This window comes from Flavobacterium sp. CAU 1735, from assembly GCF_039888695.1.
GTDB lineage: Bacteria > Bacteroidota > Bacteroidia > Flavobacteriales > Flavobacteriaceae > Flavobacterium.
This window is the reverse complement of the sequence record NZ_JBDQQQ010000001.1, coordinates 239,413-254,443: the sequence shown is the minus strand read 5'-3', so window position 1 is coordinate 254,443 and position 15,031 is coordinate 239,413. Positions and strand designations below refer to the sequence as shown.

At 40.7% G+C, this 15,031-nt stretch carries 11 protein-coding genes; 6 read left to right on the top strand and 5 right to left on the bottom strand.

Features of this window, described 5'->3' with window-relative positions:
• Positions 1–63: 63 nt before the first annotated feature.
• Both odhB and AAFN64_RS01300 read right to left on the bottom strand, forming a co-directional pair.
• Positions 64–1,284 (bottom strand): 2-oxoglutarate dehydrogenase complex dihydrolipoyllysine-residue succinyltransferase, encoded by a 1,221-nt coding sequence (gene odhB, locus AAFN64_RS01305; RefSeq protein WP_347759030.1) that lies wholly within the window; start codon positions 1,282–1,284, stop codon positions 64–66.
• A 55-nt stretch (positions 1,285–1,339) separates the two neighbouring features.
• Positions 1,340–4,111 (bottom strand): 2-oxoglutarate dehydrogenase E1 component, encoded by a 2,772-nt coding sequence (locus AAFN64_RS01300; protein ID WP_347759029.1) that lies wholly within the window; start codon positions 4,109–4,111, stop codon positions 1,340–1,342.
• Positions 4,112–4,219: 108 nt separating this feature from the next.
• Here AAFN64_RS01300 and AAFN64_RS01295 point away from each other — a divergent pair, with 108 nt between their 5' ends.
• Positions 4,220–4,771, top strand: coding sequence for a hypothetical protein (locus AAFN64_RS01295; protein WP_300491685.1), 552 nt, complete (start codon positions 4,220–4,222; stop codon positions 4,769–4,771).
• On the opposite strand, the gene AAFN64_RS01290 is transcribed toward AAFN64_RS01295, so the two are convergent.
• Together AAFN64_RS01290 and AAFN64_RS01285 are read right to left on the bottom strand one after the other, a co-directional pair.
• Positions 4,755–5,105: a hypothetical protein gene (locus AAFN64_RS01290; protein WP_347759028.1), complete on the bottom strand. Its 351-nt coding sequence runs from the start codon at positions 5,103–5,105 to the stop codon at positions 4,755–4,757. The genes AAFN64_RS01295 and AAFN64_RS01290 overlap by 17 nt on opposite strands.
• Positions 5,106–5,107: 2 nt before the next feature.
• On the bottom strand, positions 5,108–6,082 hold the full coding sequence (locus AAFN64_RS01285) for a polyprenyl synthetase family protein (protein WP_347759027.1): 975 nt from the start codon (positions 6,080–6,082) through the stop codon (positions 5,108–5,110).
• A 137-nt stretch (positions 6,083–6,219) separates the two neighbouring features.
• Here AAFN64_RS01285 and AAFN64_RS01280 point away from each other — a divergent pair, with 137 nt between their 5' ends.
• The 4 genes from AAFN64_RS01280 to AAFN64_RS01265 are packed head-to-tail and all read left to right on the top strand — an operon-like array spanning position 6,220 to position 12,460.
• On the top strand, positions 6,220–6,819 hold the full coding sequence (locus AAFN64_RS01280; protein WP_300491691.1) for a TetR/AcrR family transcriptional regulator: 600 nt from the start codon (positions 6,220–6,222) through the stop codon (positions 6,817–6,819).
• A 7-nt stretch (positions 6,820–6,826) separates the two neighbouring features.
• Positions 6,827–8,161: a TolC family protein gene (locus AAFN64_RS01275; protein WP_347759026.1), complete on the top strand. Its 1,335-nt coding sequence runs from the start codon at positions 6,827–6,829 to the stop codon at positions 8,159–8,161.
• Positions 8,162–8,173: 12 nt separating this feature from the next.
• The gene (locus AAFN64_RS01270; protein WP_300491695.1) at positions 8,174–9,238 is read left to right on the top strand and encodes an efflux RND transporter periplasmic adaptor subunit; all 1,065 of its coding nucleotides are present in this window, start codon (positions 8,174–8,176) and stop codon (positions 9,236–9,238) included.
• Between the two features lie 48 nt (positions 9,239–9,286).
• Positions 9,287–12,460, top strand: coding sequence for an efflux RND transporter permease subunit (locus AAFN64_RS01265; protein WP_300491697.1), 3,174 nt, complete (start codon positions 9,287–9,289; stop codon positions 12,458–12,460).
• A gap of 126 nt (positions 12,461–12,586) precedes the next feature.
• Here the strand turns inward: AAFN64_RS01265 and AAFN64_RS01260 are convergent, their stop codons facing one another.
• Entirely contained in the window at positions 12,587–12,934 is a 348-nt protein-coding gene (locus AAFN64_RS01260) for a membrane-binding protein (protein ID WP_136403893.1), read from the bottom strand.
• A 229-nt stretch (positions 12,935–13,163) separates the two neighbouring features.
• On the opposite strand from AAFN64_RS01260, the gene aspS reads away from it, so the two are divergent.
• The gene (aspS, locus tag AAFN64_RS01255; protein ID WP_347759025.1) at positions 13,164–14,915 is read left to right on the top strand and encodes an aspartate--tRNA ligase; all 1,752 of its coding nucleotides are present in this window, start codon (positions 13,164–13,166) and stop codon (positions 14,913–14,915) included.
• Positions 14,916–15,031 lie beyond the last annotated feature (116 nt).

Here is a 15,031-nt window from a genome sequence, read left to right as displayed (position 1 = left end):
AGATTACAGGCATAAAAAAACCACGCAAAATGCGTGGTTTTATATCGTGTCGGAAGATCTCAATTATAGCTCTAACGCTTTTTTAGGATTGTTATCCATTAAGATTTCTACCGGGTTTTCCAACGCTTCTTTTACAGCCACTAAGAATCCAACAGATTCACGGCCATCAATAATTCTATGATCGTATGACAAGGCAACAAACATCACAGGAGCAATAACGATCTGACCGTTTTTAACTACCGCGCGTTCTACCACATTGTGCATTCCTAAAATACCGGATTGCGGTGGGTTGATGATTGGTGTTGATAACATACTTCCAAATACACCTCCGTTTGAAATAGTAAACGTACCACCTGTCATTTCATCTACTGTGATTTGTCCGTCACGGGCACGAATCGCCAAACGTTTGATTTCTGCCTCCACACCTCTGAAGGTCAACAATTCTGCACTACGCACAACCGGTACCATTAATCCTTTCGGACCAGAAACCGCTACGGAAATATCACAGAAATCGTAAGAAATTTTCTCTTGTCCGTCGATCATTGAGTTTACATCCGGATATAGTTGTAACGCTCTTGTAACCGCTTTTGTAAAGAAAGACATGAATCCTAATCCCAATCCGTGTTTTGCTTTGAAAGCTTCTTTATACTCTTCGCGTAAAGCATAGATCGCACTCATATCCACTTCGTTGAACGTCGTCAACATTGCTGTTTCGTTTTTAGCAGAAACCAATCTTTCCGCTACTTTACGACGCAACATGGATAATTTTGTTCTTTCCGATCCTCTGCTTCCACCTGTAGGCGTACCCATAGATGGAACTGCATTTACCGCATCATCTTTTGTAATTCTTCCACCTTTACCTGTACCAACGATTTCTGCAGGCTGAATGTTTTTCTCATCAAGAATTTTTCGTGCTGCCGGAGATGGTGTTCCCGTAGCATACGTAGTAGCTGCCGGTGCCGCAGCTGCTTTTGGAGCTTCCGCTTTAGGAGCTTCCGCCACTTTTTCTTCTTTTGCAGGTGCTGCTGCGCCACCTTCCGGTTTTGCGGCTCCTGTATCGATTAAACAAACTACCTGACCTACTGCAACGGCATCACCTTCTTCCGCTTTAAGGGTAATAATACCACTCGCTTCCGCTGGTAACTCCAGGGTTGCCTTATCGGAATCAACCTCTGCAATAGCCTGATCTTTTTCTACATAATCTCCGTCTTTTACCAACCACGTTGCGATTTCAACTTCTGTGATCGATTCCCCCGGTGAAGGGACTTTCATTTCTAAAATCATCGGTATATAATTTTATAAGGTGTTGTTATTTTTATCTGAATTTCAAATGTACAATTTAATTGAATAAATTTTTGTCAAAAACCATCGCAATTGCATTGGCGTGACGTTTTTTGGAACGGGTATAACTTCCTGCTGCCGGCGCACTGTATGCTTTTGGCGATGCTAAACGGAATTTCACTTCGTTAAAATTCATTAGCATATATCCGTAAGCTCCCATGTTTTTCGGCTCTTCCTGTGCCCAAACGAAATCGTCTGCATTCGGATATTTCGCCAATACCGCTTTTAATTGTTCTACCGGTAACGGGAATAATTGTTCGATTCGTACCAAAGCCACATCGTTTCTTCCTTTTTCTTCTCTTTCAGCCAATAGGTCGTAGTAGAATTTACCGGTACAGAAAACAACCGATTTTACATCGTTCGGGTTTACCGTTACGTCGTCGATCACTTCCTGGAAGTTTCCGGTTGCAAATTCCTCAATTGAAGAAACTGCTAATGGATGACGCAATAAACTTTTCGGTGTGAATACAATCAACGGTTTACGGAACTTGGTTACCATTTGTCTACGCAACAAGTGGAAGAAGTTCGCCGGAGTAGTACAATCCGCTACATACATATTGTGTTTTGCACACAGCTGTAAATAACGCTCCATACGTGCTGAAGAGTGTTCTGCACCCTGGTTTTCGTATCCGTGCGGCAATAATAGCACCAATCCGTTTTGGTTGTTCCATTTGTCTTCCGCAGCCGAAATATACTGATCAATCATGATTTGTGCTCCGTTCGAGAAATCTCCGAACTGTGCTTCCCAGATTGTTAAGGTATTCGGGCTTGCTAAAGCATATCCGTAATCAAAACCTACAACTCCGTATTCCGACAATAATGAGTTATAGATATAGAATTTTCCTTTTTGATCTTTTAACTGGTTTAACAATACCACTTCTTCTTCCGAATCCTCCACTTTTACAACCGCATGACGGTGTGAGAAGGTTCCTCGTTCTACGTCCTGACCGGAGATACGTACATCGTATCCTTCGGTTAACAGGGAACCATAGGCTAACATTTCACCCATTGCCCAGTCTAACTTGTCCGTTTCGAAGAACATGTTTTTTCTGTCGTTAATCAGTTTCTGGATTTTGCTGATAAACTTCTTATCAGACGGTAATTCGGTTACGACTTTGGCAATGTCGGTCAATACCGCTTTGTCTACTTTCGTATCGAATTTTTGTAACATTCCTTCATCACTCACCTGCTCAAATCCTTTCCATTCATCCTGCATAAACGGTGTGATGATCGTTAAATCTTTTTTACGGGAAGCTTCCAGATTTTCTTCCAATCCCGCTTTATATTCGGCTTCCAATGCACCCACATAGTTACTGTCGATTACATTTTCCGCTTTTAATTTCTCAGCATAGATATCTCTTGCATTTTTGTGTTTTGAGATGATCTTATATAATTGTGGCTGTGTAAAACGAGGCTCATCCCCTTCGTTATGCCCGTATTTTCTGTATCCTAAAAGATCGATAAATACATCCGATCCAAATTCCATGCGGTAATCCAAGGCGAATAACATCGCGTGAACTACTGCTTCTGCATCATCTGCATTTACGTGTAATACCGGCGATAAGGTTACTTTGGCAATATCCGTACAGTAAGTAGACGAACGTGCATCTAAATAATTCGTTGTAAATCCAACCTGGTTATTGATCACTAAGTGAATCGTTCCGTTGGTTTTATATCCGTCCAGTTTTGCCATCTGAACGATTTCGTATACAATTCCCTGTCCGGCTACTGCGGCATCACCATGAACGGCGATTGGCAATACTTTTGCCGTATCGTTCGGGAAATAACGGTCTTGTTTGGCTCTGGCGATACCTTCGATTACCGCTCCAACTGTTTCCAGGTGCGACGGGTTTGGCGCCAGGTTAATATTGATATTTTTTCCGGTTTGTGTCGTACGGTTTGCCGTTAATCCCAAGTGGTATTTTACGTCTCCGTCGAACAACGCGTCATCATCATAATCTTTTCCGTCAAATTCCGAGAAAATATCTTGAGTTGCTTTTCCGAAAACATTGGCCAACACGTTCAAACGGCCACGGTGTGCCATTCCCATTACAAACTGCTCTACTCCTTTTTCGGCAGCCGTCTCGATCAAAGCATCCAATGCCGGGATCGCCGACTCACATCCTTCCAGAGAGAAACGTTTTTGTCCTACGTATTTGGTATGAAGGAAGTTTTCAAAAGAAACCGCTTCGTTTAATTTTTTAAGGATTCGTTTTTTCTGATCTGCATTAAAACTTGGGTGATTGTCGTTAATATCCAGTCTTTTCTGAATCCACTCGATCACTTCCGGATCACGGATATACATATATTCTACTCCGATAGACTCGCAGTATACTTTATTCAGGTGGTTTAAAATTTCCTGAAGCGTACATGGGTTAAGGTTTACTACCCGCGCTGCATCGAAAACGGTTGTCAGATCGGCTGTAGTTAGTCCGAAATTTTCAATTGCCAGTGACGGCGTAAAAATTCGTCTGTCGCGAACCGGGTTTGTTTTGGTAAACAAATGCCCACGGGTGCGATAACCATCAATCAATTTTAAAACGTTAAATTCTTTTTGTAGTTTGTCCGAAACAATAGAACAATCCGCTTGTCCATTTGCTACTGCTGCCAGTTGCTCTACCGGACCTTCGCTATATTCGCTAGCAAAATCAAACCCTTGGAAGAAGCTCCTCCAACTTGGTTCAACGCTATCTGGATTTTGTAAATATTGATCGTATAAATCTGCAAAAAATGCAGTGTGTGCCGCGTTTAAAAAGGAAAACCTATCCATAACTTTGTCTAAAGACCTTTTTTGTTAGAAAATTTTTCGCAAAAGTACGACAATTGTAATAATCTTTCAATGTTTTTCATACTTTTATGTCATAAAATATTCCTAAAAATGAACATCAAATCAAGCATCAACAGTTTTTTAACAATCTTTTTGAGTTGTGTCTTTTATTTAATGATGACTTCTACATTAAAAGCACAAGTTTATCAACAAACGGCTCAAAAAAGTGATTTCTGGCAACGCGTGCGGTTTGGAGGCGGTTTAGGACTAAACTTTGGGAATAATTTTACAAATATTAACGTTGCTCCAAGTGCCGTCTATCAGGTGAACGAATATTTCGCTGCCGGAATCGGTCTTAGCGGGAGTTATGTCAAACAAAAAAACTACTACGATTCGTATATCTACGGCGCGAGCATTATCACCCTTTTTAACCCACTACCGGAAATACAATTATCTGCCGAACTCGAGCAACTTCGCGTGAATAATACCTATACGCAATTTAACCCACATATTGAAGATGATTTCTGGAATACCGCATTATTTCTGGGCGCAGGGTATCGTGTACAGAACTTTACCATAGGGGTTCGCTACAATGTTTTGTTTAAGGAAAGTAATAATGTGTATAGCGAGGCATTTTTACCTTTTGTCAGAATTTATTTCTAAACCAGACTTTTTGCCATTCGCGTTTTAAGACCAGAAAAGCAACCTGTTCGGCCAATTCCACCAAATCGGAACCGTCCAGACTTTTAACCTGTTCTTCCGGCACATCGATGATGTACAACAGGTTTAGGTATTCGGCAAATTTAAACTGGATTAACTGGTAAATTTTATCATGTAACCGCACTTTCAAGTCGATTGGCGCAATCGAAACATCAAAATCAAGGCTTTCATTCGCCAGCGCAAAATCTTTATTGATCTGCTCCACCAATTTCAGGTACAACGCTTCTTTTTGTGCTTCCGAAAGCAATAAATCGGTATTTAAAGGTGCTACAAACATGATTATACTTGTCGTTTCATCAGGTTTATCCCGAAATCTTTTAGTTCCTGTTTTTTCTCCGCCGAAATATTCATTTTTTCCAGGGTTTCGAATGCTTTTAACGTATAGCCCTCGATCGCTTCCTGCGTTACTTTGGCCGCTCCCGTTTCGATAAAAATAGTTTTAACCGACGCAATTTTATCGCTATTATCTACCGGCTGAATCGAAAATAAATGTTGCAACTCGGCTTTGGTTCCGTCGTTGGCAAATTCAAGTGCTTTTAAATACAAATAGGTCTTTTTGTTTTCGATAATATCACCACCAACCTGTTTTCCAAAAGTCAGCGGATCACCAAAAGCATCCAGATAATCGTCCTGTAACTGGAAGGCAATTCCGAGATTTAATCCAAAATCGTATATCAGATCGGCATTTTCAACAGTTGCTTCCGCTACTATCGCCCCCATTTTCATGGCTGCTCCAACCAACACTGCGGTTTTGTATTCAATCATTTTCAGGTATTCCGGAATGGTCACATCGTCACGTTGTTCGAAATCGACATCCCATTGTTGTCCTTCGCAAACTTCCAAAGCGGTTTTGCTGAATAATTTCGCAAGAGCCGAAAAAATACGGGGTTCGTATTGTTCGAAATATTGGTAGGCCAGAATCAGCATCGCATCACCCGATAAAATTCCGGTATTGATGTCCCACTTTTCGTGTACCGTTTCATTTCCTCTTCGCAAAGGCGCATCATCCATAATATCATCGTGAATCAACGAAAAATTATGAAACAGCTCCACTGCGGTTGCCGCCGCCATCGCCCGATTCGCATCGGTATCGAAAATTTCTGCCGCCATCAGCGTTAAAACCGGCCGCATTCGCTTACCTCCCAACGATAAAATATAGACAATCGGGTCGTATAAATTCCTCGGTTCTTTTTCGATCGAAAGTTTTGAAAAGTGTTCTGCAATGAGCGTCTGATAATAACTTACTGGGTGCATACCTGATATTTTCGGCTAAAATAGCGCAAATATCCGCGCCGTCAAAGCAAAAAATTTATGTTAAAATATCGTAAAAACTTTGGAAACTTTTTTAGTATTAAAAGTTTCCTTTATACATTTGCCGAAATTTTTTGACCATGAAAAACGAAATTTTAGAGAAAGCATCCGACATGTTCCTGAATCTTGGCTTTAAAAGTGTGACGATGGATGATATCGCTTCTGAAATGGGTATTTCAAAAAAAACCATTTACGAACACTATGCCACAAAAGTGGAATTAGTGAAAGCGGCGACTACCTATTTGTTTGAAAAAATATCGTCGGGTATTGATCAGATCTGCACACTGGGCAAAAATCCGATCGAAGAATTATTCGACATCAAAGATTATGTTCAGCACAATATAAAAGAGGAAAACTCCTCGACCATATTCCAGTTACAGAAATACTATCCTAAAATCCACGATTGTTTAAAATCGATGCAATTTGAAAAAATGGACACTTGTGTGATCGACAACCTGAACCGCGGTAAAGCAGCTGGATTATTCCGTCAGGAAATCGATGTAGATTTTATTGGACGTATTTACTATGCCAGCGCCATGAGCACGATGGACATTGAATTGTTTCCGGAAAAAATGTACACCCGTAAGGAACTGGATGAAAAACTGCTGGAATATCACGTTCGCGGTATTGCCACTCCGAAAGGGATTGAAATCTTAGAAAAATTACTCATTAATCAATAAACATCATATGAAAACAAGAATAACAATTGCGTTATTATTTTTTGCCATTGTCTCCCAGGCTCAGGTACAGCGTTTGTCATTAAAAGACGCGCTGAAATATGCTTTGGAAAATAAAGCCGACGCCAAAAAGGCCAAGCTGGAAGTGGAAAACAGTAATCACAAAATAGCCGAAGTGCGTTCCCGTGCCTTACCGCAAATCAGTTTGAACGGAAGCCTTACCTATAATCCTATCTTACAGTTAAATGCCTTACCGGGTGATTTCTTCGGACAACCGGGTACGACTATTTTAGCGCCGTTAGGACAAAAATGGAATTCGGTTGGTGGTGCTTCCTTAACTCAGAATATTTTCGACTATTCGGTTTTTACGGGTTTAAAAGCGGCCAAATCAACACGTGAGTTCTATCAGGTAAATGCACAGTTAACCGAAGAGCAGGTGATCGAAAAAGTAGCCAATGCCTACTATCAGGTGTTTGTTCAAAAACAAAAACTAAATACGATCGACAGCACATTGGACAATACAACCAAAGTGCGTAACATCATCGACGGTCAGTTTAAAAACGGATTGGCTAAAAAAATCGATTTGGATCGTGTAAATGTTAAATTGATCAACTTAAACTCAACAAGACAGCAATTGGTCAATGGGGTACAAATGCAGGAAAACTCATTAAAGTTCCTTATCGGTTTACCGGCTTCCACGCCTATCGAAATCGTAAAAGAGGATATTCAGGTAAAACCGTTTATAAACGAAACACCATCGGTTACGAATCGTTCCGAATATCAATTGCTTGAAAAACAAAAAACACTTTTAAAATACCAGAAAGAGTCTTTTGTAGCCGAGCATTACCCAACGCTATCGCTTACAGCCAACTATAACTATATCGGACAAGGTCCTGTGATGCCTTTGGGTGCCAAACCAGCCGACGGTGTGTACTGGTCGGATTTCTCAGCGATCGGATTAAACCTAAAAATTCCTGTTTTTACCGGTTTTGCGACACGTTCAAAAGTAAGACAAGCTGATATTAGCCTACAAAAAATCGAAGAAGATCTTAAAGACTCTCAATTGGCTTTAGGATTGGAATTTGAAAATGCCAAATCGCAATTGAACAATAGTTTGATCACGATCAACAACCAAAAAGAAAATGTGACGCTGGCACAGGAAGTTTTCAGCAACACTAAAAACAATTACGTTAACGGACTGGCTTCTTTAACCGACCTGTTGGATTCTGAAAATGCATTAACAGAAGCAAAAAACAACTATACTTCTGCATTATTGGAATACAAAATGGCCGAGATTCAGATCATCAAGTCCAAAGGAGAACTAAAAACACTTTTAAATCAATAACCATCAATCAACATGAAGAAAAAAATTATCACAGCAGTCGTTATATTAGGTTCTTTAGGCCTGATCGCTTATGTGTTAAGCAGCAATAAAGCAAAGAATGAAGAGAAAACAGCCGTGGTTGCCGAAACCAATGCTACGGTTGTGGTAAAAATTGACACGATAAAAACACAGCCGGTAGCTATGGATTTCGTAGCAAACGGAAATTTCTATCCGTCTCAGGAATTGAATTTTTCGGCCGAAAATTCCGGACGTGTAACCAAAGTTTTGGTGGATGAAGGAACACCGGTACGTATCGGACAGACTTTAGCGATAATCAAAGCCGATAAAATCAACGTGGATTTACAGAATGCGGAAGCATCGTATCAGAATGCCGCTACCGACGCACAACGTTTTGAAAGCGCTTATAAAACCGGCGGGGTTACCAAACAACAGCTGGATCAGGCAAAACTGGCGCTTGCCAATGCCAAAGCGCATTTACAACAAGCCCGAATCACATTGGGTGATGCCAGTATCAAATCGTCTATCAACGGAATCGTAAACAAACGTTTTATCGAACCGGGATCGGTAGTTTCGCCGGGAACTCAATTGTTCGAACTGGTAAACGTATCGACTTTAAAATTAAAAGTAACGGTAAGTGAAGATCAGATCGCCGGACTTAAAATCGGTTCTCCGATTAAAGTAAAAGCCAGCGTTTATCCGGATAAAGAATTCAACGGAAAAATCACATTTATCGCACCTAAAGCCGATAGCAGTCTGAACTTTCCGGTAGAGATCGAAATCGCTAACAATGCCGGAAACGACCTGAAAGCAGGTATGTATGGAACGGCTTTATTCTCACCATCAAGCGACAAAACGCCATTAATGATTGCACCGCGTAATGCATTCGTAGGAAGTGTGAGCGCCAATCAGGTTTTTGTAATGCAAAAAGACGGAACGGCGAAAATGAAAAATGTAACCGCCGGAAGAATCATCGGAGAAAAAGTGGAAATCCTTAACGGATTAAGCAATGGGGATATTGTGATCACCAGTGGTCAGATCAACTTAACTGATGGTGCAAAAGTTACGGTTTTAAAATAGTTAGGTGTTGCTTCGAGACAACATAAGACTTAAAACTTAAAGAAACATATGAAATTAGCAGAAATATCCATAAAACGCCCGTCACTAATTGTCGTTCTCTTTACGATTTTGACATTAGGGGGACTATTCAGCTACGGCCTTTTGGGTTACGAGTTGATCCCGAAATTCGAAAATAACGTAATCAGTATTTCGACCATCTATCCCGGTGCTTCTCCTGGTGAGGTGGAAAATACGGTGACCAAAAAAATTGAGGATGCGATTTCCTCTTTGGAGAACATTAAAAAAATTGACTCCAAATCGTACGAAAGTTTATCCGTTGTAGCGATCCAGTTAAACAATAATGCCAATGTGGATTATGCTTTAAATGACGCACAACGTAAGATCAACGCAGTGTTGAGTGACCTTCCGGACGACGTGAAACAACCGTCATTGAGTAAATTCTCCCTGAGTGATTTACCGATTATGACCATTGCAGCCAATGCCAAAATGGACGAAGCACAGTTCTTCGATTTGATCGACAAAAAGATCAGTCCGATTTTATCCCGTGTAAATGGTGTGGCACAGATTCGTTTAATTGGTGGTCAGGAACGTGAGATTCAGGTAAACATGGATGCCAACAAAATGAAAGGCTATGGTTTATCGGTTCCACAAGTACAACAAGGAATTCTTACTTCCAATTTGGATTTCCCTACCGGAAACATCCAAACCCGTGATCAAAAGATCCTGATCCGTTTGGCCGGTAAATATAAAACGGTAGAAGAATTGCGAAATCTGATTGTATCCGATAATAAAGGCGTTCAAATTCGCCTTATGGATATCGCCGATGTACAGGATACACAAAAAGACGTGGAAAAAATTGCCCGTGTAGATGAGAAAAATGCGATCATCCTTCAGGTAATCAAACAATCGGATGCGAATGCCGTAGAGGTAAGTGAGCACATCCAAAAATTATTAGGACAATTAAAAGTAGACTACAAAGCACAGGATTTACAGTTGGATATCGCCAACGATAGCTCGGTGTTTACACTTCAGGCAGCCGATTCGGTTATCCACGATTTGATTCTTGCGGTTATCCTGGTAGCATTGGTAATGTTGTTTTTCCTTCACAGTGTACGTAACTCCTTGATCGTAATGGTATCGATTCCGGCTTCGTTAATCGCGACGTTTATCGGATTCGTATTCCTGGATTATACCCTAAACTTAATGAGTTTATTAGGTCTTTCACTTGTAGTAGGTATTCTTGTGGATGACGCAATTGTGGTATTGGAAAATATATATAGGCACATGGAGATGGGTAAAAACCGGGTTCGCGCCGCATACGATGCAACAGCCGAAATCGGTGGAACGGTAGTTTCGATTACGTTGGTAATCGTGGTGGTATTCTTACCGATCGCGATGAGTACCGGATTGGTATCGAACATTATTACGCAGTTCTGTGTAACCGTAATTATCTCTACCTTATTATCATTGCTTTCATCCTTTACTATTGTACCTTGGTTATCGTCTCGTTTCGGTAAATTGGAGCACATTGAAGGTAAAAACTTATTCGGACGTATCATTTTAGGATTCGAAAGTATCTTAACTCGTTTTACCAACTGGGTAAGTGATATTCTGGTTTGGTGTTTGGGTCATAAGAAAACAACATTGGGGATTGTTGCCGGTTTATTCTTCGCATCTTTATATATGGTTGCTGGTGGATATGTGGGTGGTGAGTTCTTCGCCCGTTCGGATGCCGGTGAATTCTTAGTGCAAATTGAAATGCCAAAAGATGCTTCATTAGAGCAAACCAACTTTATGACGCAAAAAGCGGAGGATTTCCTTAAAAAACAAAAAGAAGTAAAAAGCTTGATCACTACCGTAGGTCAAACCAGTGAAGGTTTTGGTGGTACACAGGCGACCGCTTATAAATCGGAGATCCGTGTAAAATTAGTAGATCAGGATCAACGTGAGGATGACTCGTATGTATATGCGGCGAAGACCAAACTTAAAATGCAAAACGTTTTGGTTGGTCCGAAAATCAAAACCGTAGGTATGAGTATCATGGGTACTGCCGAAGAAGCGCCATTGGCGTTGGTAGTTACCGGTACAACTTTAGACAGCGCGATGGTTTTTGCCAAAGCAGCCGAAAAAGAATTGTATAAAATTAAAGGAGCTTCGGAAATTAAATTATCCGTTGAAACCGGAAACCCGGAGGTAAACGTTCAGGTAGATCGTGATAAAATGGCGGCTTTAGGGCTAACATTACAAACGGTGGGTATGACGATGCAAACGGCTTTTAGTGGTAATACCGATGGTAAATACCGTGCCGGAGAATACGAATACGATATCAATATCCGTTACAACGCTTTCGACAGAAAGAATATCAACGATGTAAGTAACCTTATTTTCGTTAATAATAAAGGAGAACAAATCAAATTATCACAATTCGCGACGGTAAAAGAAGGATCCGGACCGAGTCAGTTAGAGCGTCGTGATAAGAGTGCTTCGGTTACCGTACAAGGACAAACCGTAGGTCGTCCTACAGGTACTGTTGCTGCGGAATGGCAGTCGGCTTTTGAAAAATTACACAAACCAACCGGAGTAAACTACGTTTGGGGTGGTGATATGGAAAACCAAACCGAAGGTTTTGGTACCTTAGGATTTGCATTATTAGCGGCGATTATCTTGGTTTACTTGGTAATGGTGGGACTTTACGACAGTTATGTTCACCCGTTTGTGGTATTGTTCTCGGTTCCGTTATCGTTTATCGGTGCGTTACTGGCCTTAGGTTTAACCAACAACTCGTTGAATATCTTTACCATTTTGGGGATCATCATGTTGATTGGATTGGTGTGTAAGAATGCGATTATGTTGGTCGACTTTACCAACCAACGTCGTGCTGCCGGTGAATCAATTCACGATGCATTGATCCAGGCGAACCACGCGCGTCTCCGTCCGATTTTGATGACGACTATTGCGATGGTGTTTGGTATGTTACCGATCGCATTGGCTTCAGGTGCCGGTGCTGAGTGGAAAAACGGTTTGGCCTGGGTTATCATTGGAGGTTTGATCAGTTCGTTATTCCTGACATTGGTTATCGTTCCGGTAATCTATGATATCATGGAAAAAATTGTTCACAAATTCTCCAAAGGCAAATCAACCGATTATGCTCAGTTGATGGTGGAAGACTATGTTCCGAACGAAATAAGTGAAGACGGTTTTACACCAACCCATAAAATGTAAACAAACAAAGCAATTTAAACTAAGAATGGCGGTTATGAAATTTCATAACCGCCATTCCTCATTTAGAAGCGAACCCTATTAAGGTCCTGCGAACAGTATTAATTTTTTTTGAAGGTCAAACCGTAATTAATTTCTGTTTACTAACGCTTCCTGTTTCCAGTTTTTGATATCAGAAATTCTGCTGTTGGAATAATCTACTTCGCTTAGCGTCGCTTTATTCCAGAAAAACCATTTTCCGGTTTTTTGTCCGTCTGCATATTCTCCTATCGCCTGCTTGGATCCGTCTTCGTTAAACGAAGCCCATTTTCCATGCGGTTTTGCATCTTTGTAAAAGCCTTCCTGTTTCAACTGACCATTATCATAATAATAGGTCGCCTTGACTAAATTACCGACAATCTCATATTTAGGTTCTACATTTTGAGCGAAAATCACTCCAGAAAACAGCAACAGTCCGGCAATTAAGTTCTTTTTCATAGCTTTAGTTTTTAAATAGTTAATCAATTCTAAATCAAATTTAAAAAATGTATTTACAATTTCAAAACTTTCACTTAACAATTTCGTAACATTGCAGTTAAATTTAACATTGGAAGCCTATTTTAGGGCAATTCGGATTCCTTTTCCTGATTTTATTCCACAGAAACTTTAACCTATTGACTTTAAACTTGAAACAAAAAACCTAAATTTGCGCATAAATTTTTAAGAAATGTACAGAAGTCATAATTGTGGAGCGTTACGAGCTTCCGATAGCAACAAAGAAGTTACTTTAGCCGGATGGGTGCAAAAAACACGTGATAAAGGTTTTATGATATGGGTGGACTTACGCGACCGTTACGGAATAACACAATTAATTTTTGATGCCAACAGAACGAGTCCGGAAGTTTTTGAAAAAGCAAAAACATTAGGCCGTGAATTTGTAGTTCAGGTAAAAGGAACCGTGATTGAACGCGAATCCAAAAATCCAAATATGCCAACCGGTGATATCGAAATTTTGGTTAACGAACTAAATGTTTTGAATACCGCTTTAACCCCTCCGTTTACAATCGAAGATGAAACCGATGGTGGTGAAGATATCCGTATGAAGTTCCGTTATCTGGATATTCGTCGTAATCCGGTAAAAAACAATTTGTTGTTCCGTCATAAAGTGGCACAGGAAGTACGTAACTACTTGTCGGCACAAGACTTCTGTGAAGTGGAAACACCGTATTTAATTAAGTCGACTCCGGAAGGCGCACGTGATTTCGTTGTCCCATCCCGTATGAACGAAGGTCAGTTTTATGCCTTACCACAATCGCCGCAAACCTTTAAACAGTTGTTAATGGTAGGTGGTATGGATAAATATTTCCAGATTGTAAAATGTTTCCGCGACGAGGATTTAAGAGCTGACAGACAACCGGAATTTACACAAATTGACTGTGAAATGGCTTTCGTAGAACAGGAAGACATCCTGGATACTTTCGAAGGACTAACCCGTCATTTATTAAAAGAAATAAAAGGTATTGAAGTAGACAAATTCCCACGAATGACCTACGATCATGCCATGAAAACCTACGGTAACGACAAACCGGATATCCGTTTCGGAATGGAATTCGGAGAATTGAACGACGTAGCACAACATAAAGAATTTGCCGTATTTAACTCAGCCGAATTAGTAGTTGGTATCGCCGTTCCCGGTGCTGCAAGCTATACCCGTAAAGAGATCGACAACCTGATTGATTGGGTAAAACGCCCACAGATTGGTGCGTCCGGTATGGTTTACTGTAAATACGAAGCCGACGGTTCTTTAAAATCATCGGTAGATAAATTCTACGATCAGGACGACTTGGCCAACTGGGCGAAAGCGACCAACGCAAAACCGGGTGACCTAATTCTGGTTTTATCCGGTCCGGCTCACAAAACCCGTACACAGTTAAGCGCCTTACGTATGGAAGTAGCAACCCGTTTGGGATTGCGTAAATCCGATGAGTTCGCGCCGTTATGGGTAGTAGATTTCCCACTTTTGGAATGGGACGAAGAAAGTGCTCGTTTCCACGCGATGCACCACCCGTTTACCTCTCCAAAACCGGAAGACATGCATTTATTAGACACCGATCCGGGTAAAGTGAGAGCAAACGCCTACGATATGGTATTGAACGGAAATGAGATTGGTGGTGGATCAATTCGTATCCACGATAAAGAAACCCAAAAATTAATGTTCCAACATTTAGGATTCTCCGATGAAGAGGCAAAAGCACAATTCGGATTCCTAATGGACGCGTTCCAATATGGCGCACCACCACATGGCGGACTGGCATTTGGTCTTGACCGACTGGTTTCTATTTTAGGCGGACAGGAAACGATTCGCGATTTTATTGCTTTTCCGAAAAATAATTCCGGTAGAGACGTAATGATTGATGCTCCTGCAGCGATCGACAACAAGCAACTTGAAGAATTATCGATAAAATTAGACCTTAAATAATATTGTAAAGCGGAGTAACATCCGCTTTTTTTTATCGATTTTAAAAAAAATTAACACTAATTTAAAGTCTTCAAAATTTAAACATTTTTGTTTGTTTTTTTTCATCAAAAACTTGC

Excerpts from the sequence above, each read along its gene's own strand:
- odhB (WP_347759030.1), bottom strand. The coding sequence starts at position 1,284 with ATGATTTTAGAAATGAAAGTCCCTTCACCGGGGGAATCGATCACAGAA.
- AAFN64_RS01295 (WP_300491685.1), top strand. The coding sequence starts at position 4,220 with ATGAACATCAAATCAAGCATCAACAGTTTTTTAACAATCTTTTTGAGT.
- AAFN64_RS01275 (WP_347759026.1), top strand. The coding sequence starts at position 6,827 with ATGAAAACAAGAATAACAATTGCGTTATTATTTTTTGCCATTGTCTCC.
- AAFN64_RS01270 (WP_300491695.1), top strand. The coding sequence starts at position 8,174 with ATGAAGAAAAAAATTATCACAGCAGTCGTTATATTAGGTTCTTTAGGC.
- AAFN64_RS01290 (WP_347759028.1), bottom strand. The coding sequence starts at position 5,105 with ATGTTTGTAGCACCTTTAAATACCGATTTATTGCTTTCGGAAGCACAA.
- aspS (WP_347759025.1), top strand. The coding sequence starts at position 13,164 with ATGTACAGAAGTCATAATTGTGGAGCGTTACGAGCTTCCGATAGCAAC.
- AAFN64_RS01265 (WP_300491697.1), top strand. The coding sequence starts at position 9,287 with ATGAAATTAGCAGAAATATCCATAAAACGCCCGTCACTAATTGTCGTT.
- AAFN64_RS01285 (WP_347759027.1), bottom strand. The coding sequence starts at position 6,082 with ATGCACCCAGTAAGTTATTATCAGACGCTCATTGCAGAACACTTTTCA.
- AAFN64_RS01300 (WP_347759029.1), bottom strand. The coding sequence starts at position 4,111 with ATGGATAGGTTTTCCTTTTTAAACGCGGCACACACTGCATTTTTTGCA.
- AAFN64_RS01280 (WP_300491691.1), top strand. The coding sequence starts at position 6,220 with ATGAAAAACGAAATTTTAGAGAAAGCATCCGACATGTTCCTGAATCTT.
- AAFN64_RS01260 (WP_136403893.1), bottom strand. The coding sequence starts at position 12,934 with ATGAAAAAGAACTTAATTGCCGGACTGTTGCTGTTTTCTGGAGTGATT.